Below are 24,290 nucleotides of genomic sequence, written 5' to 3' on the forward strand. Positions count from 1 at the left end.
TGACTATCGACACAGACGTCTAGCGATCACAGCTGTGTGACAATCGCCCCTTCTCGGCCCTTCACGCTGGACGGGTGCTGCGGACTGGGGTTGATACTTTCGCAGCTACCGCAACCTTACGTTATGAAAAGGAAAACCATGACCTTCCTCACCCCTTACCAACCGCAGATATTATCGATCTTCCGCATCATGTCGGGCCTGTTGCTGCTGCAACATGGCACGACCAAGATCCTCGGCTTTCCGGCAAGTCAGATGAGCGGCGTGCCTATCACCTCCATGGGTGGCATTGCAGGCGTCATTGAGCTGGTCTTCGGCATTCTGCTGGTGATCGGCCTCTTCTCGCGGTTGTCAGCCTTTATTCTTAGCGGTTTGACGGCTGCAGCCTATTTCATCGCGCATATGCCGCAGGGGTTCTATCCGCTGTTGAACGGCGGCGAATTGGCAGCGCTTTACAGCTTTGCCTTCCTTTACCTTGCCGCCGCAGGCCCCGGGCCATGGTCGGTTGATGCGATGCGTGACCAGAGCTGAGGCCGGATATGAAAAAGGCATGGCCCGTTGTGGGCCATGCCGATCGCCTAAGAACATTCTGTACGGCTCAGAAACCCGCAGCCTGCCCGTCTTTGCGTGGATCGGACCCGGCGGCGTATCCGCCCTCGGGCAAACGCTGCACCAATTGTGCCCCGCCAAAGCCAAAAGCGTTATCAGGCGCTTCTACATGGACGACATGGCCCAGATCGCGCAGCCCTTGCAAAAGCTCGGGAGCCATCGCCGGTTCGCAAGCAACCTCCAACCCCGAAAGAATACGCCAGCGCGGCGCGTCGGCGGCGACCTGAACGTCCTGCCCCCAAAGCTGCGTGCGCAGCAGAAGTTGCATATGGCCCTGTGCCTGAATCGGGCCGCCCATCATGCCGTAGGCCATCAGCGGTTGGCCGTCCTTCATCGCGAAACCGGGGATGATCGTATGGAAGGGCCGCTTGCCCCCCGCCACGATATTCTGATGCCCCGGCTCGGTGGTAAAACCAAAGCCACGGTTTTGCATCGACACCCCCGTCCCCGGCACCACCACGCCCGAGCCGAAGCCCGCGTAGTTCGACTGGATGAAACTGACCATCATGCCGGAAGCATCGGCAGTACTCATCAAGACGGTTCCGCCCTGTTTCGGCGCGCCTGCACCGAAATCTTGCGCCTTTTCGGTTGAGATCAACGTCGCCCGGGATTTGAGATAGGTCGGATCAAGCAGTGCCTTTTCATCCACCTCAGTCATGGCAGAGCGGTCGGCGACATAGGCGTGCAAATCGCTATAGGCCAACTTGCAGGCCTCGATCTGCAGATGCACCGCCATCAGATCATCAGCGCCGTGATCCCGAATATCGCTATGCTCCAGAATGCCGAGCGCCATGAGCGCGGCGATGCCCTGCCCGTTTGGCGGAATCTCATGCAGTTCCACGTCGTCGAAACTCTGGCTGATTGTACCGCACCATTCCGGCTTGTTGGCCGCCAGATCCTCCATGGTCATCGCGCCGCCATTGGCCTTGGCATGGGCGACGATCTCTTCGGCGATCTCCCCTTCATAAAAGGCGCGGCCATTGGTTTGCGCGATCAGACGCAGGGTGCGCGCAGCACCGGGATTGCGGAACCGCTCGCCCGCTTTCGGGGCGCGGCCCTCGGGGAGGAAGGTTTCGGCAAAGCCCGGCTGCTTGCCCAGAACCTCGGCCCCACGGGCCCAGAGCGTCGCGATGGTGGGCGAGACGAGAAAACCCTCTTCGGCATAGCGGATCGCCGGGGCCAGCACGGTCGCCAGATCCAGCTTGCCGAACTTCTCCATCAACTCAACCCAAGCGCTGACCGCCCCCGGCACCGTGACACTCTCCCAGCCATGTTCGACCATGCCATCGGGGAAACGCTCAGGCGACCAGGCCGCCGGGGCGCGGCCCGAGGCATTCAGCCCGTGCAGCTTCTCCCCGTCCCACAGGATACAGAAGGCGTCAGAGCCCAACCCATTGCCCGTCGGCTCCACCACCGTCAGCGCCGCAGCGGTCGCAATCGCCGCATCCACCGCATTGCCCCCCTGCTGCATCATCAAAAGACCGGCCTGCGTCGCAAGCGGCTGGGACGTGGCGACGACATTATCGGCAACCACGGGGGATCGGTGGGACGGGTAAATTGGATCGTGACGAAGCATAGCTGTCCTTTGCTTGGGTAAGGCCAGCGGCGCGGTCAAACCGGCCGCCTGCGGCATTGCCGGCAAACTGAACGCGAATGCATCTGCATGCAACTGCTCAGCGGGATAATTCCGTGACAGTTGGTTTTGGAAGTCAGGAGTAGGGCCGAAGGTTTTAGCCCGGCCTGCCGCCCCGCTTACGGGCGTTTAGGCGCAGAACTGTTCTGTGATGCCTAAAGCTTCGTTCGCAATGAGATGGGGTGAAGACCATGACCCAGATCGCCCAAAGGCGGCTATCTTTCCGATATTGCCATGCCCTTGCACAAAGCGACTGATCGGCATCTGCGAAGATGCAATTGTGAAGGACGCGAGACCAGTCTCGAACATTAACCCACATCTGGAACCTTCCTTTCGCATGGCGCCAAGACATTTCGATGCCTTTGAAGCCTAGGATTTGGTCCCCCCGATGGTTTGCATGCTGGCCTAGAATTCTGCCGAGAATAAGGCGGAGGGGAGCTTAAACCATGCGGTGCGAACATTAAGGCTTCGCGTAACAGGCGTACGGTGGGTGGAATTGGGATTGATGACAGGCCGGAACGCAGGGCAAGACGCCGAGGTTTAAGGCGGGTATGGCGGAGACGAAGGGATTCGAACCCTCGAGACCCTTCCGGGCCTACTCCCTTAGCAGGGGAGCGCCTTCGACCACTCGGCCACGTCTCCGTCGACCCGTTTAGAGAGGTCGCGCCCGAGTGACAAGGCGAAATTGGCCAGAAATTTCGCATTTTCTCCGGGTCCCGCTTGTCCGGCCCAACGGGTGCGGTTTTTCGGGTGTGGATAAGCTCAGGCTACGGTGCTGCTCTGCAGAAAGACGCCTCAGACGGGATGCAATTCGGTGCTGTTTTCCGGCAATCAAGCGCCCCTGTAGCAACTTACACGGGAGCGTGAATGACATGTGAAGCCCGGAAAAATCCATTCTATCCCCCTGTTATCATAGGATTTCAGACCCCAACCCTCGCTTTCATCACCCTTAGACACCCAAGCTTCCACTCAATCTCGCTGCAGAGCCGAAACTTTCCCACGCCGAGGGCCGTTACTTCACCACAAACGATGACATCGCAATCATGCGAAATTAGACAAACCCGAAGGAACAGATAATGAAACTTATTCTTACAACAGCCGCCGCCGCTTTGATCTCCACCGCCGCCGTTGCGGATAACTCCAGCCGCTACAACGACATCTTTCTGGACACATCGGCCTCTGTTGAAACAAACGACGTCTATGGCAACAATGACCGCATGCGGACCACAGGCGAGTCGACACGCGCCAATGACATCATGCTGAACACTGCCGACACAGCCAAGAACGATGACACGGTGCTGAGCACGCGCAACGCTCTGCGCAGCCCCGGTGAAGGTTATGTCTACGGTGGTTTCGGCCCCGGCAACGACAGCAAATAAGCTGTTAGCCTCCCAGCGAAAAAGCCCGGCAGCGCAGGCTGCCGGGCTTTTTATGGTCGTGGGCCCTGCGACCCACGCAAAAAGATATTCAGGTGTTAAAAAGGAAGTGCAGCACGTCGCCATCTTTAACGATGTAGCTTTTGCCTTCCGCGCGCATCTTGCCCGCCTCTTTGGCAGGACCTTCTCCACCCAGACTTACGAAGTCGTCATAGGCGATGGTTTCGGCCCGGATGAATCCCTTTTCGAAATCGCCGTGAATCACACCAGCCGCTTTCGGAGCAGAGGTGCCGGATTTGATCGTCCAAGCACGCGCTTCCTTGGGGCCGACGGTGAAGTAGGTCTCAAGATGCAGCAACTCATAGCCAGCACGGATCAAACGATCGAGACCGGCCTCTTTCAGCCCCATCTCTTCGAGGAACATCTCGGCCTCTTCGGCCTCTAGCTGACTGATCTCTTCTTCGATTTGGGCCGAAATTACGACATGCGAATTGCCCTGCGCTGCGGCCATCTCGGCCACTTTCGCGGAATGCGCGTTGCCTTCAGCGGCTTCCGCCTCGCCTACGTTGCAGACGTAGAGCACCGGTTTCGTGGTCAGCAGTTGCAGCATCCGCCATGCTTTGGCGTCATCTTCGTCTACCTCAACCACGCGCGCGGGGTTGCCAGCTTCCAATGCCTCAAGCGCCATGCGCATCAGACGTTCCTGCTGCACCGCTTCCTTGTCGCCGCCGCGCACTTTGCGCACGATATTTTGCAAGCGTTTCTCGATGCTTTCAATGTCGGCCAGCATCAGTTCGGTGTCGATCGTTTCGGCATCCGCCACCGGGTCCACGCGGCCTTCGACGTGGGTGACATCCCCGTCTTCAAAGCAGCGCAGCACATGGGCGATAGCGTCGACTTCGCGGATGTTGGCGAGGAACTGATTGCCCAAGCCTTCGCCCTTCGACGCGCCCTTCACCAGACCAGCGATATCGACAAAAGTCATGCGCGTAGGGATGATGCTTTTCGACTTGGCGATTTCAGCCAGCGTGTCGAGCCGCGCGTCGGGCACGGCCACTTCGCCGACATTGGGCTCGATCGTGCAGAACGGAAAATTCGCCGCCTGTGCCGCTGCGGTGCGGGTCAGCGCGTTGAAAAGGGTCGATTTGCCGACGTTCGGCAGACCGACGATGCCCATTTTGAAACCCATGACGATACCCCTATAAAAGCTGCGCGTGTGTTAGGGGTAGCCGGGGCAAAGCGCAAGGCTCAGCGCGCGCGGCGGTCCTGATGCGCCTGATAGATCAAGATCCACGCCAGCAGGATGAACATCGGATGTGTCAGCCCGCCTGAGAAGATGATCGCGGGCAGCCAGATCAGGAACACCACGATGGACAGGATCGGCCGTCCGATCAAAAGGATCGACAGCGGCGGCAGGAAAAGGGCGAGTACATAATTCATGCGCCATGAGATAGGAGGCTTTGCGCCAAATGGAAGGGCGCAACGCGCGAAACGGCCTTGATCAGGGAATTTTGCCGCCCCCTGCCCCGCGGTGGATTGATTTTCGCCGCCACATTCGGCATTGCCGAGGAAAGCACCAAATGAGGCAAGCCACATGACCCGTATCGACGCCAAATTCGAAGACCTCCGCGCCCGCGGCAAAAAGGCGTTTGTCTCCTATGTCATGGCCGGGGACCCGGATTTCGATCGCTCCCTTGAGATCGTGCGCGGCCTGCCAGCCGCCGGGGTGGATATCATCGAACTTGGCCTGCCCTTCACCGATCCAATGGCCGACGGCCCCACGATCCAGCTTGCCGGTCAACGCGCCCTAGAAGGGGGCATGACGCTGAACCGCACGCTCGAAATGGTCCGCGCCTTCCGCGAGAATGACGACACGACACCGATCGTGCTGATGGGCTATTACAACCCGATCTATTCCATGGGTGTTGAGAAATTCCTAACCGAAGCCAAGGATGCCGGCATCGACGGGTTGATCGTGGTTGACCTGCCACCCGAAGAAGACATCGAACTATGCCTGCCCGCGCAGGACGCCGGGCTGAACTTCATTCGCCTTGCCACGCCGACCACCGATGACAAACGCCTGCCCCGCGTCGTGCAAAACACCTCTGGCTTTGTCTATTACGTCTCGATCACCGGCATCACCGGCTCGGCCGAGGCTAATGCTACGGATGTTTCCCCTGAAGTTAAGCGCATCCAAAAGGCCAGCGGCCTGCCGGTGATCGTGGGCTTTGGCGTGAACACCCCCGAAAAAGCCCGTGCCATCGCGGAAGTGGCTGACGGTGTGGTGATCGGCTCGGCCATCGTGAACCGCATTGCCAATGGCGACAGCACCGAGGATGTTTTGGCTTTCGTCAAAGCCCTCGCCGATGGGGCGCATTCAGCGTAAGCCTATTTTAAAGAGACGAACTAAAGCCCGCGCTGCCCTATTGGCCGCGCGGGCTTTGTCGCTTCCACGCCCTTCACAATTGCCAAGTCCCCCGCCACTTGCTACCCAAAGTTGACCCATGCAACATAGGTGGCCCATGCCCGTCATCACCAACATCGACGACCTCAAGCGTATCTACCAACGGCGCGTGCCACGGATGTTCTACGATTACGCGGAATCGGGCAGTTGGACGGAGCAGACCTTTCGCGAGAATTGCAGTGATTTTGACCAAATCCGCCTGCGCCAGCGGGTCGCGGTGGATATGTCGGGCCGCAGCACAGCAACCCAGATGATCGGCGAAGATGTGGCCATGCCGGTGGCACTTGCTCCGGTTGGGCTGACCGGCATGCAATGCGCGGATGGGGAGATTAAAGCCGCTCGGGCAGCAGAAGCCTTTGGCGTGCCCTTCACCCTCTCGACCATGTCAATCAACTCCATCGAAGACGTGGCCGAGGCGACGACGAAACCCTTATGGTTTCAACTCTATACCATGCGCGATCAGGACTACGTCAGCCGCCTGATCCAGCGGGCGAAAGACGCTAACTGCTCAGCCCTCGTCATCACACTCGACCTCCAAATCCTTGGACAGCGGCATAAGGATCTGAAAAATGGCCTGTCGGCTCCGCCCAAACTCACGGCCAAAACACTCGCCAACCTTGCCACCAAATGGGGCTGGGGGATCGAAATGCTGGGCGCGAAGCGGCGGCATTTCGGCAATATCGTCGGCCATGTGCATGGGGTGACCGACAACGCCGACCTTGGTGCCTGGACGGCAGAGCAGTTTGACCCGTCGCTCGATTGGGACAAAATTGCTAAGATCAAAGAGCAATGGGGCGGCAAGGTGATCCTCAAGGGCATTCTGGATGCCGAGGATGCGCGGATGGCGCTGAAGGTCGGGGCGGATGCGATTATCGTCTCCAACCACGGCGGGCGACAGTTGGACGGGGCGCTAAGTTCGATCCGCATGCTGCCAGAGATCCTCGACGCGGTCGGCGACCAGATCGAAGTGCACCTTGATGGCGGCATCCGGTCGGGTCAGGACGTGCTGAAGGCCATGGCGATGGGCGCGAAAGGCACCTATATCGGACGCGCCTTCATCTATGGGCTGGGCGCGATGGGCCAGCAAGGCGTGACCCGCGCGTTGGAGGTGATCCACCGCGAACTGGACCTGACCATGGCGCTTTGCGGCGAGACACAGGTCGCCAACCTTGGACGCCATAACCTGTTGATCCCACGTAACTTTAGCGGCGATTGGCAGGAATGGCCGCGTGATCCCGCCAAATGCTGATCTTTCTCAGCCGCGAACTGACCTTTCTCGCCACGCCGAAAACCGGGACCACCGCCGTGGAAATGGCGCTGAAACCCGAAGCCGAGATTGTCTTTTCGCGCAGCCGCAAACATCTCACCGCGCTGCGCTATCAGCGGCGCGTGCTGCCCTTCCTGCAAGAGACCTTCTCGGCCTCGCCCGAACCACTGGCCGTGATGCGCGATCCTGTAGAGCAAATCCGCAGCTGGTATCGTTATCGCAGCCAGCCCCGGCTTGATGGCAAAAAGCTGAGCACCAAGGGCCTGACATTCGAGGAATTCGCCCTTGAGGTTATCTCAGACACGCCCCCGCCCCGCGCGCAGATCGGCAGCCAATTTTCCTTTCTGACATCCGACCAGGACGACCTGCTGGTGCAGCACCTTTTTGCCTACGAACGTCAGCCCGCCTTCCGCGACTTCCTGGCCGAGCGGTTGGGACGTGAGATCAAACTGAAGCCGAAGAACGTCTCGCCTGATCTGCCCGCGCCACTGTCAGGGAACGTCGAATCCCAATTGCGCGCTGCACGAGCCAAGGAGTTCGCCCTCTATGACCGGCTGATGGCCGCGGATGGCTACCTGCATACGCCACAGGAATAGCGGGCTTCCCGGCCCTTTTGCCCTTTCCAGCCGGACAAAACCGGTCTATACGCGCGGCTTCACGCGGGAATACAGCCTTGGAGGATTCCCGCCCTAACAAATTTGGAGACTAAAATGGCCGGAGAGATTCCTGATCTTGAAGCCCAGGTACGCGCGGGGACAGGCAAGGGCGCCGCTCGCCAAGCACGTCGTGACGGCATGGTTCCTGGTATTGTATTTGGTGGCGACAAAGAGCCGCTGCCGATCAACATCCCATTCAACAAGCTACTGACCCGTCTGCGTCAGGGCCGCTTTAAGGCGACTCTGTTCAACCTCAAGGTTGAAGGCCACGACGACGTTCGTGTGATCTGCCGCGACGTTCAGCGCCACGTTGTCAAAGACCTGCCCACACACATCGACTTGATGCGCCTGAAGCGGACCACCAAGATCAACCTGTTCATCAACGTCGAAGTCAAAGGCGAAGAAGAATGCCCCGGCCTGAAAAAGGGTGGCGTGCTCACTCTGGTCCGTCCGGAAGTTGAACTGGTCGTGACTGCTGCGGACATCCCTGAGTTCGTGACCGTCGACGTCACTGGTCTTGAGATCGGCGACAGCGCGACCATCAGCCGTGTTGATCTGCCCGAAGGTGCCAAGCCCACGATCGACCGCGACTTCGTTGTCGCTACGGTTTCGGCTCCTGCCGGTCTGTCCGCGTCGGATGACGACGAGGACGAAACTGCGGCAGACGAAGTGCCAACAACCGAAATGGGCCCGCCCGACGGTGAAGAATAAGCATCTGTCGCAAGGCACTGCTGGAACGGGGTCGCATCACGCGGCCCCGTTTTGCGTTTAAACGGTGATTTCTTTAAAAGAAATCACTACGGAATTTTCAAAAAATTCCGATACCCAGCAGGCCATTCCATCCCCCTGCCCCGCTTGTTAAACTCCACCGAACCACAGGAGAAAGCCCATGAAACTCATCGTCGGCCTTGGCAATCCGGGCGGCAAATACGCCCGTAATCGCCACAATATCGGCTTCATGGCGCTGGACCGCATTGCCGACGATCACGGCTTTGCCCCGTGGAAGGGCAAGTTTCAGGGCAGCGTCAGCGAAGGGCGTTTCGGCTCTGACCGGGCGGTGCTGCTCAAGCCTGAGACCTTTATGAACAACTCCGGCCAATCGGTGCAGGCGGCGATGAAGTTCTACAAGATCGACGCGGGCGATGTGATCGTCTTTCACGATGAGCTCGACCTCGCCCCCGGCAAGGTCAAATGCAAGACCGGCGGCGGCCATGCGGGCCACAACGGCCTGCGCTCGATCCATGCGCATATCGGCGCTGACTATGACCGCGTGCGTCTCGGCATTGGCCACCCCGGCCATAAGGACGCGGTGGCGGGCTATGTGCTACGCGATTTTCCCAAGGCTGACGAAGGCTGGCTGGACGATGTGCTGCGCGGGATTTCAGACGGCGCTGCCGATCTGGCGCGAGGCGATACGGGGCGGTTTATGAATGCCGTGGCCCTACGCGTGACCCCGCCCCGTTCGGGAACCGGAAGCAAAGGCCCACAGAAACCCGCAGAAGCCTCGCCAAAGCCCGCCTCCAGCAAGCCCGAGCCGGAGGCCGAGCCACAGTCGCCGCTGCAAAAGTTGATGGATCGCTTCCGCTGAGCAATTCCGCCTGACGCAATGTCGGGCTGGTCCCCGCCCGCGCCGCGTGGTTCACTCAGGTCAATATTGAGGGGACATCATGCGTACATTCGGAAAATGGCTTGGCCGGGTCTTGCTGGCGCTTTTGGTGGCGGCGGTCGTCATCGGGCTCTGGAAGCGCGAAGAGATTGCGCGCCTGCTCGCCGTGAACTCATTGTTCTCGGAGGAAAAGATCGTGCACAACTTCAGCCATATGGATGGTGCCTTCCTCTCGGTCTCCGTCTCGCGCGGGGATGGATTGACGAGCGAGCTGCCCTACGGCCCCGAGACCGAATTGCCCGAAACGGTCGATGACTGGATCGCCGCCCGCGATGTGACCGCGCTGGTGGTGCTGAAAGACGGCGCCATCGTCTATGAGAATTATTTTAAGGGCACCGGCCCCGAAGATCGCCGGATAAGCTGGTCGGTGGCGAAAAGCTATCTCTCCGCCTTGGTGGGCATCCTGCTGGACGAAGGCAAGATCGCATCCCTTGACGATCCGGTCACGAAATATGCGCCTAATCTCGAGGGCAGCGCCTATGACGGGGCAAGCCTACGCAATGTGCTGCATATGGCCAGCGGCGTCACTTTTGACGAGGACTATCTTGACTATGATTCTGACATCAACCGCATGGGCCGGGTCGTGGCCTTGGGCGGCAGGCTGGATGACTTCACTGCCGAACTGACCGAGACTTTCGCGGAACCCGGCAGCCAATGGCAGTATGTCTCGATCGATACCCATGTGATCGGCATGGTGGTGCGCGGAGCCACCGGGCGCGGTATTCCGGAGTTGCTGAGCGAAAAGGTCATTGCGCCCTTGGGGCTGGAACATGCGCCCTATTACATCGTTGATGGTTCAGGCACCGCCTTTGTCTTGGGCGGGCTGAACATGACCACGCGCGACTATGCCCGCTTTGGCCAGATGTACGCCCAAGGTGGGCAATGGAACGGCAAGCAGGTCGTGCCCGAAGACTGGGTGACAGCATCAACCAGCCCCACCGCCCCCACTGCGGAGGGGCAGATCGGATACGGCTACCAATGGTGGGTCCCCGTGGGCGCAGCAGAGGGGGAATATATGGCGCGCGGCATCTATGGGCAGTACATCTATGTCGACACCGCCCGCGATGTGGTCATCGCCACCAACGCCGCCGACCGCAAATTCCGTGAAGCCGGCGTTTCAGAGCAGAACATTGAGATTTTCCGCGAAATCGCGGCCTCCGTCTCAGGCGGGACCTAAGGCAGAAAGGCAAGATATGACACCCGACAGCAGCATTAACGTCCTGAACCAGCCGCTTGTGATCTGCGGGACTGACCCGGTGACGGGATTCTTCCGTGATGGACATTGCAACACCTGCGCGCAGGATCAGGGCAGCCACACGGTCTGCGCGGTAATGACGGCCGAGTTTCTGGCCTATTCCAAATACGTCGGCAACGACCTCAGCACCCCGCGCCCCGAGTTTGGCTTTGCCGGGCTCAAGCCGGGTGATCCTTGGTGCCTTTGTGCTGCGCGTTTTTTGCAGGCCGCTGATGAGGGCTGCGCACCACGGGTCCACTTGGCCGCCACACATCTGCGCGCGCTCGATATCGTGCCGCTGGAGGTACTGCGCGACCATGCCATCGACCAGAGCGAGGGGTAACCATGCGCCTGTGCCTCCTGCCCTTCCTGCTGCTTCTCCCGGCCACCTCTTGGGCCGAAACAACGCTACGCCCCGCCGACAGCGCGCGGCTGGATAACCTTGATGCGGCCTTTGGAAATGCCGTGATGCAGGCACTTGCCGCAAGCGAGGCTAAGGATGTAACCGCTTTGACGCGCGCGCTGTCGGGCGAACCGCAGGTCGCTTTCTCGGCCGATCTGCAGGGCGATTGGTCTTGCCGCACGATCAAGCTCGGCGGGATCAGCCCACTTGTTGTCTATTCCCCGTTCAAATGCCGCTTTACCGCCACCGATCGCGGTTTCGCCTTTGAAAAGCTGACGGGATCGCAGCTGACCCGCGGGGAGATTACCCTGCGCGATGGCCGCGCGGTTTATGCTGGCGTGGGCTATGTGAATGGTGAAACAGCGCCCGACTATGCCGACCTGCCCGAAGATTTCTCATCGGGTGGTAAGGTGCAAAGCGATGTAGCGGTGTTCCAGCGGATCAGCTCGACACGGGCCCGGCTGCTGTTTCCGTTACCAGCGGTGGAAAGCGATTTCGATATTCTGGAATTGACGCGCTAAAGGCGCCACGCCGCCCTTAGGCCGCATGGCAGAGGTGCAGCTTGGACTTGGGGCGCGGCATCAGCGCGTCGTCCATCAAGTCTTCGATAAATGTACTCAAAAGCTGCGTCCGCCCGGTAACGCCGGCCTTGCGATAGATCGCATTGGTCTGCGCCTTCACGGTCCCTTCAGAGGTGCCGCGCATCTCAGCAATGTCCCGTGTATTCAAACCCTTAGTCAGAAAAATCGCCACATCCCGTTCAGCCGGGGTGAGGTGCCATTCGCGAAAGTGTTCTTCGAGCACGTCAGCGAATTCCACCGTGCAATGGCGCAGGGCCGTCTCTGCCCGCTCAGCACGTTGAAGGCTCATCCGCAGGGCGATCCAGCCCAGAATGACCCCGAGGATCAGGCCCAGAACCTGAATTCCCTTGTTCGGTCCAATATCAGCGAGCGGTGTCCCCAAAAACGTCACACCGCGCCCTTCCAATGCAAAAACGAGCACGAAATACACAGTGGCGTTAAACTGTAGAGCGGCGATAACCCACAGAGCGATTTTTTTCTTATTATTCATGGTGAAGCCTTGCCTTAGTATCCGCCGTATTTAACCGCGGCACACCGAAGTGCAAGGGATGGCGGCCATGCGCCACGATCAACCCTTAGTGATTTGGCACCCGCCCCAAAGGGCGAGTGCAATTTCTTGAGGCCAGTTCTTAAGTCAATTCACTGACCGAAAGAGTCTTTCAGCGCCGCCCCTATCAGGCAGCAGGTCGAAATTAGCGCGGGAAGCGATTCACAGACTCGTCGCTTTGAGTGGCGGGGAAGACGGTGATGGTCACATCGGACAGGTCTTCTGCGCGCAGGTTGCCCTTCTTGAAGTTTTCGAGTTTGGCCTCATCCACGGTTTCGCTGCGGCTGGAGTAGGAGACGCCTGCGTTGGTCTGATCGTGATAGCCAATGCGGTGACCTTCCATGCCCTGTGCGAAAGCGGCGGAACCTGCTGTGGCAAGGATCAGGGCGGTTGTTGCGAGTGTCTTTTTCATGTCGTGTCCTTTCGGGGGAAAGTTGGGTTTGGTCCGCGATTAGCGCGGGAAGCGGTTCACGGACTCGTCGCTTTGCGCGGTCGGGAAGACGGTGATCGTGATGTCGGAGAGGTCTTCCGCGCGCAGAATACCGTCTTTGAAGACGTCGAGTTTGGTCTCATCCACAGCTTCGCTGCGGCTGGAATAGGAAACGCCATTGTCGGTCTTGTCGTTATAGCCGATGCGATGGCCTTCCATGCCTTGAGCGAAAGCACCGGTGCTTGCTGTGGCGAGGATCAGGGCGGTTGTTGCGAGTGTCATTTTCATTGTCGTAGCCTTTCGGGGAGGAAAGTTAGGGGGAGGAGCCGTCGGTCGCGACTAGCGGACGAAGCGGCCATCTTTTTGTGCGTCTTCGGTGGTCACGAATACGGTCGCGGTCGCTTCGGCAGGTTTCTCGGCGCGCAGATCATCAAAGCTCAGAGCGTCGGATGTGACGTTGCGTGTGGAATAAGCAGCGTCTGTGTTATCCGCGTTATAGCCAACTTGCTGGCCTTCCATGCCTTGAGCGATAGCGGCGGTGCCTGCTGTAGCGAAGATCAATGCAGCGGTTGCGAATGCGTTTTTCATATCGTGTTCCTTTTCAGTCCCGGGGTGGGTTGCGCGCCGATCATCAGTGACGCGGCGTCGTTGGGATGACAGGGAAAAGGGCATTCGAGGGGGGATTGGCTATCAGCCTCGGGTTTAAATCGTCCGATCTAAACCCCTGTAGGAGCATCATAAACTTTGGTTTACGGTGCCTTTGCAAAGCAAAAAACGACGGGAGGATTCCTTAGCGTCAAGCCTGTAAGGGTGAAACCGGGTTTCGCAGGCAGGCGCGCTGTCGGTAGAGAAAGGCTAGCTGTTCTATTCTCATTGGGAAAGTTTTTTCGTGCTCTTTCTGGAAAGAACTTCACCCCCTTCCCAAAGTTTATGCGCAAATCTCAAACTTTGTGACAGCGAAAGCAAAACGGGCCCGCGTTCTCACGCAGGCCCGTCAAATTCGGCTCAGATTCGGAGGCGGTTTTAGGCGAATTCACCCATATCGAAATCCAATGCGCGGGCGACGGTGAAGATATCCTTGTCACCACGGCCACACATGTTCATCACCAGCAGGTGGTCCTTGGGCAGTTCAGGCGCGATCTTCATCACATGCGCCAGCGCGTGGCTGGGCTCCAGCGCCGGAATGATGCCTTCAAGGGAACAGCACAGCTGGAACGCCTCCAGCGCCTCACGGTCGGTGATCGAGACGTATTTGGCGCGGCCAATATCGTGCAGCCACGAATGCTCTGGCCCGATGCCCGGATAGTCGAGCCCCGCCGAGATTGAAAAGCCTTCGAGGATCTGCCCATCGTCGTCTTGCAACAGATAGGTGCGGTTGCCATGCAGCACGCCGGGGCGGCCACCAGTCAGCGACGCGCAATGCTCCATCTTCTCGTTAACGCCTTTGCCGCCTGCTTCGACGCCAATGATGTTGACCGATTTGTCGTCAAGGAACGGGTAGAACAGACCCATCGCGTTGGACCCACCGCCGATGGCGGCGATCAGCGTGTCGGGCAGACGGCCCTCGGCCTCCTGCATCTGCTCGCGGACTTCCTTGCCGATGATGCTTTGAAAATCACGGACCATCGCCGGATAGGGGTGCGGCCCGGCCACGGTGCCGATGCAATAGAAGGTGTCGCGCACATTGGTCACCCAGTCGCGCAGCGCGTCGTTCATCGCGTCCTTCAGCGTGCCACGACCAGAGGTCACGGGCACCACCTCGGCACCAAGCAGGCGCATGCGGAAGACGTTGGGCGCCTGACGCTCCACGTCATGCGCGCCCATGTAGACGACGCATTTCAGACCAAACTTGGCACAGACCGTCGCGGTCGCGACCCCGTGCTGCCCCGCCCCAGTTTCCGCGATGATGCGTTTCTTGCCCATGCGGCGGGCAAGGATGATTTGGCCCAGCACGTTGTTGATCTTATGCGCGCCGGTGTGGTTCAGCTCGTCGCGCTTCATATAGACCTTAGCACCGCCCAGATGCTCGGTCAGCCGTTCGGCGTGATAAAGCGGGCTGGGGCGGCCGACGTAGTGGGTCCAGAGATCATGCATCTCGGCCCAGAAACTGTCATCGGTCTTGGCCTTCTCATATTGCTCTTCCAGTTCAAGAATGAGCGGCATCAGCGTTTCCGAGACAAAGCGCCCGCCGAAATCGCCGAAACGGCCCTGTTCGTCGGGGCCGGTCATGAAGCTGTTGAAAAGATCGTTGGCCATTGCGCCTCTCCTAGAATGTCGCGCCAGCCTTACCGCAGCCCGCCCGCTTGCGCCACCATGAGTTTCGCGCGAAGGGCGGGCGGGCAAGGCTCCGCGCTAGTCGAAGAGTTTGAACAACTCGCGTTTCAAGGCATTCTCCAGCTCATCCTTCACGATATCCTCGGTCGAGCGGCTGTCATCCGGCGCGATGTTCAACTCTTCTTGGATTTTCTGGCGCACCACATCCTCAGCCCGCTGCTTTTCTTCGGCAAAGTTCAGATCAATCGCAGCGCGCAGATCGGCCTTGATCTCAGGGTCGGCCCAAGGCCCCCTGATCCGCACCGGCACCGCCAGCCCGCCGCGCGACGCATTGACGCGCAGCGCCTTTGGCGTGACGGTATAGTCGAGCGTCCGTGCGCCCAGATTGACCTGCCCTGCCCCGGTCGCGTTGAAGTTCGGCAGCAGCATCAGCAGATCGTCATTGCGCAGGATGCCCCCGGCAATGTCAAAACTCGCCTCCACGGAATCGAACACCGTACTGCCGCCCTTGGCATCGACCGACCCCAAGAGCGCGTCCAGATCGATCCCGGCAATCGTGCCGCGCCCCATGGTCAGCGTCCCACTGCCATTGAGCGAGCGCATGATCGCATCCACCGATTGCCCGGAGCCGAGGAACGACGCCTCCGCAGTCCCGTCCCCGGTAAAGCGCGTCACTCCGGCGGCATCCTCCAACAGGTCGCGCATCTGCACGCCCTGCGCCCTCAGCTTGCCCCCCACGGATAGGCCGCTGCGGTTGTTCATCACGAATTCACCGGCGACCTTGCCGCCATAGGCGCTCATATCCTGCAGTTCGAACACCATCCGCGCGCGGTCGTTGCGCAGCACGGCCCGTGTGGGGCCGAGGTCGAGTTGCCCCAGATCAATGCTTTCCGCGCTCAGCGCGATGTCGCCGTCAAAAGCGGCAAGCCAGTCCACGTTGATTTCTTGCCGGGACCAGCCCTCCATGCCGTCGCCCTCCATTGGGCTGCTGCTGCCATTCGTTTCGGCACCGTCTTCCGACAGGGCCGAGAGGTCCAGCGCCCCGGTGCGCAGGTTTGCGGTGATCCTCGGTGTGCCGTTCAGCGCCAGATCGGCTTGCCCGGTCAGGCTGTTGCCTCCCAAATCCAGCGCGATATTGCGCAGCGCCAAGCGCCGATCTGCCGTCAGCGTTAGCCCACTGCGCAGATCGACCGACTGCCCCAAGCCCCGCGGCAGCGTGACACCGCCCGCACCAAAGGATGCTAGAAACCGCGCCGTATCCGCGCTGTCGATCCGCAGGTCGCCCGCCAGCGCACCGTTAAGCGATCCGCGCCCGTCAAAAGAGACTTCGCCGCCCCGCGTCGCGACATCCGCACGCAAGGGCTGCACGCCGCCCTCGAGAAAATCCGCAAAGCCGTCGATCCGCGCGGTAAGCTGCACCGCTTCCCCCGCCGACGCCATGCTGGCAGTAATATCCGCCGCCCCGCCCCGCTCGGGCCAATCAAGTTCCAGATCGACGCCTTCATAACGCAGCACATCGGCCCCTTCCGCGTCATAGATCAGCGTGGCATCTGTCACCGTCAGTTTTTGGATGCTTAGGGGCCGCCTATTGGAGGTCGGCTCGCTCTCTGTCTCAATCTGCGCGCCGCTGGCGCTGTCGGTGAATTGCCAGCTTGCCCGCCCGTCGCGGCGTTGCTCCAACCGGATCACCGGGCTTTGCGCCGCGATATTGGTAATGCGTATCTCACCACGAAGCAGCGCACCCGCATCCACCCCGATCGCCGCATTGGCCGCCGTCAGCATCGCGCCCTTATCGGTCCAGTCAGCATTGCCAACCTCAAGCCCGCCAGCGGTCACCCCCAGCACCGGCCAGAGCGTCACATCCACATCTCCGGTGATCGACACCTCGCGCCCGGTCATCCGGCTGAGTTGGTCACTAGCGATCCGCGCGATCCGTTCGCCGGGCAGCAAGAACAGCGCCCCCAGCATGATCACAACGATCAGCAACAGCGCGCCGATGCCCCGAATAATCCATCTCATGGCTCTCTCCTCCTGCCCGGCGGCTCTTCCCCCGCCCGTTTGCTTGCCTTATAGCCCCCGCATGAGCACAAACCCACCCAATCTACGCCCCGACCTCGCCCCGCAGGCGAAGATCAGCAACCCCGCCCGCCCCGGCCAGCCGACCATCGGCATGGTCAGCCTTGGCTGCCCCAAGGCGCTGGTGGATTCTGAACGCATCCTGACGCGGCTGCGCGCCGAGGGCTATGGCGTATCGCCTGATTACGCAGGTGCCGATGCGGTGATCGTGAACACCTGCGGTTTCCTCGACAGTGCCAAGGCCGAGAGTCTCGACGCCATTGGCGAAGCGCTGACCGAAAACGGCAAGGTGATCGTCACCGGCTGCCTCGGGGCCGAGCCCGACTACATCCGCGAGCACCATCCCAAGATCCTCGCCGTCACCGGACCGCATCAATACGAACAGGTGCTCGACGCGGTGCATGGCGCGGTGCCGCCCAGCCCCGACCCATTCATCGATTTGCTGCCCGCGCAACAGGTCTCTCTGACCCCGCGGCACTACAGCTATCTCAAGATTTCCGAGGGCTGTAACCACAAGTGCAAATTCTGCATCATCCCCGACATGCGCGGCCGTCTGCAAAGCCGCCCCGCCCATGCGGTGCTGCGCGAGGCCGAACGGCTGGTCGACAATGGCGTGAAGGAACTGCTGGTCATCAGCCAAGACACCTCCGCCTACGGCGTTGACATCAAACACGCCGAAGATCGCGGCCACCGCGCGCATATCACCGATCTGGCCCGTGACCTCGGCTCGCTTGGTGCATGGGTGCGGCTACACTACGTCTACCCCTACCCCCATGTGCGCAAACTGATCCCGCTCATGGCCGAAGGTCTGGTGCTGCCCTACCTCGACATCCCGTTTCAGCACGCCCACCCGGACGTGCTGAAACGCATGGCGCGGCCCGCGGCAGCGTCCAAGACGCTGGATGAGATCGCCGCATGGCGCGATACCTGCCCCGACATCACCCTGCGCTCGACATTCATCGTCGGCTATCCGGGTGAGACTGAGGCAGAGTTCCAGACCCTGCTCGATTGGCTGGACGAGGCGCAACTCGACCGGGTCGGCTGCTTCCAATACGAAAACGTTGAAGGGGCGCGATCGAAAACCCTGCCCGACCATGTCGCGCCAGAGGTCAAACAAGACCGCTGGGACCGCTTCATGGAAAAGGCGCAGGCCATTTCCGAGGCCAAGCTCGCCGCCAAGGTCGGCAAGCGCATCGACGTGATCGTCGACGAGATCGACGAAGACGCGGCCACCTGCCGCACCAAGGCCGATGCGCCTGAGATCGACGGCAACCTTTTCATCGACGAGGATTTTCAGAACCTCAAAGTCGGCGATATCGTCACCGTCGAAGCTGAAGAGGCCGGCGAATACGATCTTTGGGGACGTCAGATCACCTGACGCCCCCTAGGGCGGCCTTAGACGTAGGCGCCCGCCGAATAGGTCAGCTCATAGCTGTGGCTGTAAAGCTCGAACACGATGCCGAAAGGATCCTCGACATAGACCATGCGGTAGGGTTTCTCGCCCGGGAAATATTCCCGAACCGGCATCCGCTGCTTGCCGCCCGCCGCGACGATCCGCTCAAGTAACCCTTCGACGTCCGGGTCTTGGATGGCGAAGTGGAAGGTGCCGTGGCGCTTGTGCTCCAGCTTTTCCTCTGGGGCGTAATTGCCGGGGAATTCGAAGATTTCGATGCCGATACCATCCGCTGTCGCAAGATGGGCAATGCGCAGCGAACCCCAGCCGGGGCCGAAGACATCGGTGCACATGACGCCGATGGCGGTGTCATCCTCCACCGCTTCGGTGGGCTGCATCACGACGTAAAAGCCCAGAACTTCCGAGTAAAACTTCACGGCGGCGTCGAGGTCCGGCACGGATAGGCCGATGTGGGAAAAGGTACGGGGGGTGGTCATATGTGTTCTCCTGTTTGCGTTGAAGTCGAGATAGACAGGCGCACCCCATATGTGAAATTATCAAACATCATAGAAATCAAAATGAAACGTTTCCCATGCTGAACGCCACTTGGCTTGAGACCTTCACTACCCTTTGCGAAACGGGTCATTTCACCCGCACGGCGGAGCGGCTGAACATGACCCAGCCCGGCGTGTCGCAACATTTGCGCAAGCTTGAGGATCAACTGGACCAACCGCTGATCGCACGGGAGGGAAAAAGTTTTACCCTGACCCCAGCGGGTGAGGCGCTGTTTGAAACGGGCCTAGCCCGCCGCCGCGAAGAGCAGCTTCTGCGCGAACGGATTGCCACTGACCTGCCCGATCGCGGTGCAGTGCATATCGCCTGTTCCGGCAGTTTCGCCATGCTGCTACACCCCCTGCTGTTGGATTGGATGACCCAAGCGCCGGACCTTACCCTGCATCTCGAGGCCGCCCCCCAAGCCACGATCCGCGCCGGGCTGCTGGATGGGCGATTTGATCTCGGCGTTTTGGCCGATGACCCCGCCCACGCTCGGCTGGAAGCCCAGCATTTGGGGCGGGAGGAACTTTGCCTCATCCTGCCGGTTAATGCACTGGAAGATATAGAGAGTTTCGCTGATCTCGAAGCCCGCGGTTTTATCGCGCACCCCGATGGCTTTGCCTACGCCGATGACCTGTTGCAGTTGAATTTCCCCGACAGCTACCCAGGAGCGGACCGGATGCGCCTGCGGGGTTATGTAAATCAGATCGGCCAAATCCCGGCAGCGGTCGCGCGGGGTCTGGGCTATACGCTCTTGCCCCGCAGCGGGGTCGAGACTTTTGCCGCGAAAGACCAACTGCAGCTGCTGCCGTTGCCCAAACGACGCTGGCATGACCTCTGGCTCGCCTCACGTCGCGGACGCCCCTTGCCTGCGCGAATGCGCAGGGCGGCAGACCTCATCGCCGAGGCTGCCACAAGGCTACACTAGGTTGAGTAATTCGCCGATATTGTGGAACCAAAACACCCCGCTACTAGATATACCTTCAAGAAAGGGCGAAAATACGGAGAGACTTGAAGGCGTTCCCTTTCTGTTCTATATGTAGAACGCAGCAGCAGAGGAATGACCGCATGTCTTTTCAACCTCAGTTTCCCGGCATCTTCGACCCTGACCAACAGGGTCGCCCGCCGCGCGGCAGCGACAGTGCGCAGCCCAAACAGGCCGACCGCCGCATGCCCGCGACCGAAAAACAGATGCAATATGCCCGCTCTCTTGCCAAACGAACCGGCGATGACCTTCCCGATGGGATCGAAGCAGACCGCGCAGCGGTTTCGGAATGGATCGACGCTCATAGGCCGCAGGCGCTAGAGGGGCCGTTTGCCGCCTACCCTTCGGCCAAACAGGTCGCCTTTGCCGAACGCATCGCGCGCTTGAAACGCCGTGACGTACCGCAGGAATGTTTTCGCGACAAAACTCTGATGTCGCGTTGGATCGACGGCAATAAACCGCGCTGATCTGCCGTGTCAGCGCGGTTTACGCCTCGTCACCTATGGCAGCGAAGCGCTTCGCTGCTAGCTTTCCATTATGAGCTATCCGACCTCCATCGCTGAGACTTTAGCTGACGGCACCGTGCATGTGCTCAGCCTCGGTTTTGCTATTCCTGCCAGCATCCTGCTGATGATCCACGCCGCCGGACAAGAGGGGCAGTTGACCGCCACGGCGGTTTACGCCGCCTGCATCCTCGCATCTTTCACCGCCTCCGCCGTCTATCACTTGCTGCCCTTCGACCGCAGCCGCGCCTTTTTAGGCCGTGTCGATCATGCGGCGATCTATTTCAAGATTGCGGGCACCTATACGCCGCTGGTCATGGTAATCGGATCGGGCTTTGCTTACGGCATCCTCGGCGTGGTCTGGGCTTTGGCCGTGATCGGCGCAGTGGCCAAACTCTGGTTCTGGCGCACCGATGCACGTGGATCACTGGCGCTTTACCTCGGGATGGGCTGGCTTTCCGTCCTGCTGATCTATCCGATGTGGCACAATCTGCCCGGTGCCGCACTGGCGCTGGTGGCGGTCGGCGGCCTTACCTATTCGGCGGGTACGCTGATCTACGCTCACCCCGGCATGCGCTATCAAAACGCGATCTGGCATGTCTTTGTGCTGATCGCCACGGCCTGTTTCTTTGCCGCGATTGCGCTGAGCCTCTAGGCCGCGAATTCATCAAGGTAGGCCCGCACGCAGGTCTGGACATGACGAAAGCGGTCGCCGCCAAGGTGTTTCCCGCCATACCAGCGCGTCACCACGATAAGATGATCCTCCAGCCCTTCCCGCTCCAGCATCCGCACGATCACCATCCCGGCACCGGATTCGCCGTCATCACCCTTCAACGGGCCGCCGTCTGACAGCAGCACCGCCCAAGTGTTATGCGTGGCCTTGGCGTAGGATTTGTCGCGCTTGAGGTCTTTCAGCGCCGCGTCAACCTCAGCACGGTCCCGGGCATCACAGCCCGACACCGCGTATTTTGACCCGCGGTCGTTCAGCACATGCCCCAGTTTGAGCAAACCGTCACAGCCCTGCCATGGTACGGCGCACGGTGTCGATCCGGGAACTGTTGGGCGGATGCGTGCCAAGGAAACGATCACCCGGATCGGGAATGCGGGTAAAGAACTCGGCCCCGCGCAGCGGGTTGTAGCCGGCCCGCGCAGTGATGATCGTGCCAAGGGCGTCGGCCTCTAGTTCAAAGTCCTTAGAATACCGTCGTGCACCCACCTCTGCACCCAACTCCTGCGCCGTGCGCACGGCAGTCGCGTCACCGCCGCTCAGTGTGGCGATCCCGGCAAAGATCACGGCACCTGCCATGGCGTTTTGCTGCTGACGGGCAATGTGGCCTGCAATGTGATGCGCGGTCTCATGGCCCAGAACAAAGGCCAATTCATCTTCGTTACGGGCGTCTGCGATCAGCGCTAGGGTGAAAGCAACGATCGGACGGCCATTTTTATCAAGCGTTTGGAACGCGTTGGCGGGTTGGCCGGGACGGTCATCCACCACGATATTGAAATCGCAGTTCAACCCTGTGGTGCGGTTGCGGCACTCACGCTCGGCAACCGGCTCAAGCGTCCGGATCACCTGCACGAAACTCCGCGCCGTAGCGCTGGCGTTCAGCCTTGGGCTGGGCGCCTGCGTTGTGCTGGGCCTGTCGGTGAGGATCGGTCCCGTTTGAACCGGCGCCACGTCACAGGCCGAAAGCAGGGCGATGACGCCAAATGCGCCGAGGGCATTCATAAATCTCACGACAATTCCTCGCTCGGTTTTTCCAACCCTCTCTCTATCATGAGACGCCCCCGCTGCCACCCCCGTTCACGGAGCTTTGACGACCGGCCGAACCTGACCTTGCGCTTGGCCGCAGAAAGCCTGTCTTGCGCTCGCGAGCACAAAGCCTAATGTGCCCTCATGTTTACCATTGAGCATGAATTCGACGCCACCGTCATCACCCTGATCGACGAATCCGACGCCCCCCTGCGCGAGGACGTGACCGTCTCTGCCTTTGCAGAGGAGATCACGATCGAGCAATGGGACGCGCGCACAGATCGTGTGGCCAAGATCACCCTGTCCCCCGCGCAATTGCGCGATCTGACAGCGGCCTTAAACCTGCCCGAGGGCATCTACCGCAGCAATTCCTAAGGATCGTCACATGGCCACCGGCACAGACATCAAAACCTACTTCAACGGCGCATGGCACGACGGCGATCTGCCCACTATCAAGGCGGCGGACCACGGCGCATGGCTGGGCACTACCGTATTCGACGGGGCGCGGCTGTTTGACGGACTCGCCCCCGATCTGGATGCGCATTGCGCCCGGATCAACCGCTCTGCCAAGGCGCTGATGATCACACCAACGGTCGAGACCGAGGACATGATCGAAATGTGCCGTGAAGGGCTGAAGAGCTATTCGCGCGATCAAGCAGTCTATATCCGTCCGATGTATTGGGCGTTGGCCGGCGATGAGCTGGGCATCGTGCCGCGCGAAGGTGCGACCGGCTTCGCCATCAGCCTTGAGGCGATCCCCATGGCCCCGCCAGAGGCCGCGACCAGCCTCACCCGCACCCGCTTCCGCCGCCCGGTGCTGGAGGACAACGTGGTCAACGCCAAGGCGGGCTGCCTCTACCCCAACAACGCCCGCATGATGGTCGAGGCACGTTCCAAGGGCTTCGGCAACGCACTCGTGGCCGATGCCATGGGCAATGTCGCCGAAAGCGCCAGCGCGAACGTCTTTATGGTCAAAGATGGTGAGGTTTTCACCCCCATCCCCAATGGCACCTTCCTTGCCGGGATCACCCGCGCGCGGCATATGTCGAACATGCGCGAGGCGGGCATGAAGGTGCATGAGACCGTCCTCAGCTTTGACGATTTCCATGCAGCCGATGAGGTGTTCCTGTCGGGCAATATGATGAAGGTCACCCCCGTCAGCGCCTTCGACGACACGCAATATGGCACCGGGGCGAACCAGAACCCGGTGACCCGCCAAGTGCGCGAAATGTATTGGGATTGGGCCGCAAGTCAGCGCGGCTGAAGGTCCGGGCGGCAGCGGCGCGCAAAAGCAATTGCCAGCGCCGCCCGCCCGCGCCATGATCACACCGCACCGGGAGGAGGTGCGGAGAGAGGGTTTGATGCGGAAATTCCTAGTGGTGCTGGACGATAGCACTGAATGTCTGAATGCCATGCGCTTTGCCGCCCTGCGCGCGGCGCGCACCGGGGGCGGCGTGGCTGTCCTGTCGGTGATCCCGCCGGAAGAGTTCAACCATTGGATCGGTGTCGGTGACCTGATGCGCGAAGAGGCCCGGGAACGGATCGAAGTGCATTTCGAGGTTTTCGCCAAATGGATGCGCGACAAACAGGGCGTCGATCCTGAGTTGATCATCCGCGAAGGCGAGCCCACGGATGAGATTATCCAACAGCTTTCAGACGACCCGGACATCGGTGTGCTGGTGCTCGGCGCCAGCGGTGACCGCAAGAAAGGCCCCGGCCCGCTGGTCACGCAATTGTCGCGCTCTGCCGGTGCCTTGCCAGTGCCGATCACCATTGTGCCGGGTGATCTCAGTAAGGAACGGCTGGAGGCAATCACCTGATCGCGCCCCCATCTGACACAGCCATTCGCCATTTAGAACGGTTCTAAACCTTGACTTGCAGCCCCTGC

At 60.3% G+C, this 24,290-nt stretch carries 29 protein-coding genes and 1 tRNA gene; 17 read left to right on the forward strand and 13 right to left on the reverse strand.

The window, feature by feature from the left end; genetic code table 11:
* Nucleotides 1-138: 138 nt before the first annotated feature.
* Nucleotides 139-528, forward strand: coding sequence for a DoxX family protein (locus tag K3759_RS12145; protein ID WP_259982144.1), 390 nt, complete (start codon nucleotides 139-141; stop codon nucleotides 526-528).
* A 67-nt stretch (nucleotides 529-595) separates the two neighbouring features.
* On the opposite strand, the gene K3759_RS12150 is transcribed toward K3759_RS12145, so the two are convergent.
* Both K3759_RS12150 and K3759_RS12155 read right to left on the reverse strand, forming a co-directional pair.
* Complete coding sequence (locus K3759_RS12150; RefSeq protein ID WP_259982145.1) at nucleotides 596-2,182, reverse strand: gamma-glutamyltransferase family protein; 1,587 nt, start codon at nucleotides 2,180-2,182, stop codon at nucleotides 596-598.
* Nucleotides 2,183-2,791: 609 nt separating this feature from the next.
* Nucleotides 2,792-2,881, reverse strand: a tRNA-Ser gene (locus tag K3759_RS12155).
* Between the two features lie 434 nt (nucleotides 2,882-3,315).
* Here K3759_RS12155 and K3759_RS12160 point away from each other — a divergent pair.
* Nucleotides 3,316-3,618 carry a hypothetical protein gene (locus K3759_RS12160; protein ID WP_259982147.1) on the forward strand — a complete coding sequence of 101 codons (303 nt, stop codon included), beginning with the start codon at nucleotides 3,316-3,318 and terminating at the stop codon, nucleotides 3,616-3,618.
* Between the two features lie 88 nt (nucleotides 3,619-3,706).
* Here K3759_RS12160 and ychF read toward each other — a convergent pair whose 3' ends face one another.
* Nucleotides 3,707-4,804 (reverse strand): redox-regulated ATPase YchF, encoded by a 1,098-nt coding sequence (gene ychF / locus K3759_RS12165; RefSeq protein ID WP_243261148.1) that lies wholly within the window; start codon nucleotides 4,802-4,804, stop codon nucleotides 3,707-3,709.
* Between the two features lie 59 nt (nucleotides 4,805-4,863).
* Entirely contained in the window at nucleotides 4,864-5,055 is a 192-nt protein-coding gene (locus tag K3759_RS12170) for a hypothetical protein (protein WP_067261693.1), read from the reverse strand.
* Between the two features lie 154 nt (nucleotides 5,056-5,209).
* Between K3759_RS12170 and trpA the strand changes: the two genes are divergently transcribed.
* The 8 genes from trpA to K3759_RS12210 all read left to right on the forward strand — a co-directional run bounded on the left by trpA (nucleotide 5,210) and on the right by K3759_RS12210 (nucleotide 11,826).
* The gene (gene trpA / locus K3759_RS12175) at nucleotides 5,210-6,001 is read left to right on the forward strand and encodes a tryptophan synthase subunit alpha (protein WP_259982148.1); all 792 of its coding nucleotides are present in this window, start codon (nucleotides 5,210-5,212) and stop codon (nucleotides 5,999-6,001) included.
* 136 nt (nucleotides 6,002-6,137) lie between these two features.
* A complete protein-coding gene (locus K3759_RS12180) occupies nucleotides 6,138-7,328 on the forward strand; it encodes an alpha-hydroxy acid oxidase (RefSeq protein ID WP_259982150.1) in 1,191 nt (396 codons plus the stop codon).
* On the forward strand, nucleotides 7,322-7,942 hold the full coding sequence (locus tag K3759_RS12185; RefSeq protein ID WP_243261151.1) for a hypothetical protein: 621 nt from the start codon (nucleotides 7,322-7,324) through the stop codon (nucleotides 7,940-7,942). Before K3759_RS12180 ends, K3759_RS12185 begins: the two co-directional genes overlap by 7 nt.
* Before the next feature lie 114 nt (nucleotides 7,943-8,056).
* Nucleotides 8,057-8,713: a 50S ribosomal protein L25/general stress protein Ctc gene (locus K3759_RS12190; protein WP_243261152.1), complete on the forward strand. Its 657-nt coding sequence runs from the start codon at nucleotides 8,057-8,059 to the stop codon at nucleotides 8,711-8,713.
* 178 nt (nucleotides 8,714-8,891) lie between these two features.
* On the forward strand, nucleotides 8,892-9,590 hold the full coding sequence (pth, locus tag K3759_RS12195) for an aminoacyl-tRNA hydrolase (protein ID WP_259982153.1): 699 nt from the start codon (nucleotides 8,892-8,894) through the stop codon (nucleotides 9,588-9,590).
* A 79-nt stretch (nucleotides 9,591-9,669) separates the two neighbouring features.
* On the forward strand, nucleotides 9,670-10,845 hold the full coding sequence (locus K3759_RS12200) for a serine hydrolase (RefSeq protein ID WP_259982155.1): 1,176 nt from the start codon (nucleotides 9,670-9,672) through the stop codon (nucleotides 10,843-10,845).
* A gap of 16 nt (nucleotides 10,846-10,861) precedes the next feature.
* Entirely contained in the window at nucleotides 10,862-11,245 is a 384-nt protein-coding gene (locus K3759_RS12205; protein ID WP_259982157.1) for a DUF2237 family protein, read from the forward strand.
* A 2-nt stretch (nucleotides 11,246-11,247) separates the two neighbouring features.
* Entirely contained in the window at nucleotides 11,248-11,826 is a 579-nt protein-coding gene (locus K3759_RS12210) for a DUF4893 domain-containing protein (RefSeq protein WP_259982159.1), read from the forward strand.
* A gap of 16 nt (nucleotides 11,827-11,842) precedes the next feature.
* On the opposite strand, the gene K3759_RS12215 is transcribed toward K3759_RS12210, so the two are convergent.
* The 6 genes from K3759_RS12215 to K3759_RS12240 all read right to left on the reverse strand — a co-directional run bounded on the left by K3759_RS12215 (nucleotide 11,843) and on the right by K3759_RS12240 (nucleotide 17,156).
* Nucleotides 11,843-12,376, reverse strand: coding sequence for a LuxR C-terminal-related transcriptional regulator (locus K3759_RS12215; RefSeq protein WP_259982160.1), 534 nt, complete (start codon nucleotides 12,374-12,376; stop codon nucleotides 11,843-11,845).
* A gap of 202 nt (nucleotides 12,377-12,578) precedes the next feature.
* Nucleotides 12,579-12,845: a tryptophan synthase subunit beta gene (locus tag K3759_RS12220; protein WP_259982162.1), complete on the reverse strand. Its 267-nt coding sequence runs from the start codon at nucleotides 12,843-12,845 to the stop codon at nucleotides 12,579-12,581.
* Between the two features lie 39 nt (nucleotides 12,846-12,884).
* Nucleotides 12,885-13,151: a tryptophan synthase subunit beta gene (locus K3759_RS12225; protein ID WP_259982164.1), complete on the reverse strand. Its 267-nt coding sequence runs from the start codon at nucleotides 13,149-13,151 to the stop codon at nucleotides 12,885-12,887.
* Nucleotides 13,152-13,202: 51 nt separating this feature from the next.
* Nucleotides 13,203-13,451, reverse strand: a complete 249-nt coding sequence (locus tag K3759_RS12230; protein ID WP_259982165.1) for a tryptophan synthase subunit beta — start codon at nucleotides 13,449-13,451, stop codon at nucleotides 13,203-13,205.
* Between the two features lie 435 nt (nucleotides 13,452-13,886).
* Nucleotides 13,887-15,119, reverse strand: a complete 1,233-nt coding sequence (gene trpB / locus K3759_RS12235; RefSeq protein ID WP_067625961.1) for a tryptophan synthase subunit beta — start codon at nucleotides 15,117-15,119, stop codon at nucleotides 13,887-13,889.
* Between the two features lie 96 nt (nucleotides 15,120-15,215).
* On the reverse strand, nucleotides 15,216-17,156 hold the full coding sequence (locus tag K3759_RS12240; protein ID WP_259982166.1) for an AsmA family protein: 1,941 nt from the start codon (nucleotides 17,154-17,156) through the stop codon (nucleotides 15,216-15,218).
* Between the two features lie 61 nt (nucleotides 17,157-17,217).
* Here K3759_RS12240 and rimO point away from each other — a divergent pair, with 61 nt between their 5' ends.
* On the forward strand, nucleotides 17,218-18,591 hold the full coding sequence (rimO, locus tag K3759_RS12245) for a 30S ribosomal protein S12 methylthiotransferase RimO (RefSeq protein ID WP_259982168.1): 1,374 nt from the start codon (nucleotides 17,218-17,220) through the stop codon (nucleotides 18,589-18,591).
* 17 nt (nucleotides 18,592-18,608) lie between these two features.
* On the opposite strand, the gene K3759_RS12250 is transcribed toward rimO, so the two are convergent.
* Nucleotides 18,609-19,103, reverse strand: a complete 495-nt coding sequence (locus K3759_RS12250) for a lactoylglutathione lyase family protein (RefSeq protein WP_243261161.1) — start codon at nucleotides 19,101-19,103, stop codon at nucleotides 18,609-18,611.
* 95 nt (nucleotides 19,104-19,198) lie between these two features.
* Here K3759_RS12250 and K3759_RS12255 point away from each other — a divergent pair, with 95 nt between their 5' ends.
* The 3 genes from K3759_RS12255 to trhA all read left to right on the forward strand — a co-directional run bounded on the left by K3759_RS12255 (nucleotide 19,199) and on the right by trhA (nucleotide 21,304).
* Complete coding sequence (locus tag K3759_RS12255; RefSeq protein WP_259982171.1) at nucleotides 19,199-20,089, forward strand: LysR family transcriptional regulator; 891 nt, start codon at nucleotides 19,199-19,201, stop codon at nucleotides 20,087-20,089.
* 140 nt (nucleotides 20,090-20,229) lie between these two features.
* Nucleotides 20,230-20,613, forward strand: a complete 384-nt coding sequence (locus K3759_RS12260) for a hypothetical protein (RefSeq protein ID WP_093928444.1) — start codon at nucleotides 20,230-20,232, stop codon at nucleotides 20,611-20,613.
* A gap of 70 nt (nucleotides 20,614-20,683) precedes the next feature.
* A complete protein-coding gene (gene trhA / locus K3759_RS12265) occupies nucleotides 20,684-21,304 on the forward strand; it encodes a PAQR family membrane homeostasis protein TrhA (RefSeq protein WP_259982174.1) in 621 nt (206 codons plus the stop codon).
* Here trhA and K3759_RS12270 read toward each other — a convergent pair.
* Nucleotides 21,301-21,657 carry a YigZ family protein gene (locus K3759_RS12270; RefSeq protein ID WP_259982175.1) on the reverse strand — a complete coding sequence of 119 codons (357 nt, stop codon included), beginning with the start codon at nucleotides 21,655-21,657 and terminating at the stop codon, nucleotides 21,301-21,303. The two genes, trhA and K3759_RS12270, sit on opposite strands and share 4 nt — an antisense overlap.
* Before the next feature lie 4 nt (nucleotides 21,658-21,661).
* Entirely contained in the window at nucleotides 21,662-22,378 is a 717-nt protein-coding gene (locus K3759_RS12275) for a M48 family metallopeptidase (RefSeq protein WP_259985638.1), read from the reverse strand.
* A 168-nt stretch (nucleotides 22,379-22,546) separates the two neighbouring features.
* Here K3759_RS12275 and K3759_RS12280 point away from each other — a divergent pair, with 168 nt between their 5' ends.
* The 3 genes from K3759_RS12280 to K3759_RS12290 all read left to right on the forward strand — a co-directional run bounded on the left by K3759_RS12280 (nucleotide 22,547) and on the right by K3759_RS12290 (nucleotide 24,222).
* On the forward strand, nucleotides 22,547-22,777 hold the full coding sequence (locus tag K3759_RS12280; protein ID WP_007117540.1) for a hypothetical protein: 231 nt from the start codon (nucleotides 22,547-22,549) through the stop codon (nucleotides 22,775-22,777).
* A gap of 10 nt (nucleotides 22,778-22,787) precedes the next feature.
* Nucleotides 22,788-23,666 (forward strand): branched-chain amino acid aminotransferase, encoded by an 879-nt coding sequence (locus K3759_RS12285; RefSeq protein WP_259982176.1) that lies wholly within the window; start codon nucleotides 22,788-22,790, stop codon nucleotides 23,664-23,666.
* A gap of 97 nt (nucleotides 23,667-23,763) precedes the next feature.
* Nucleotides 23,764-24,222: a universal stress protein gene (locus tag K3759_RS12290; protein WP_040700546.1), complete on the forward strand. Its 459-nt coding sequence runs from the start codon at nucleotides 23,764-23,766 to the stop codon at nucleotides 24,220-24,222.
* Nucleotides 24,223-24,290: the final 68 nt, after the last annotated feature.

The sequence above is a fragment of the Sulfitobacter sp. W027 genome (genome assembly GCF_025143985.1).
Taxonomy (GTDB): Bacteria; Pseudomonadota; Alphaproteobacteria; order Rhodobacterales; family Rhodobacteraceae; genus Sulfitobacter.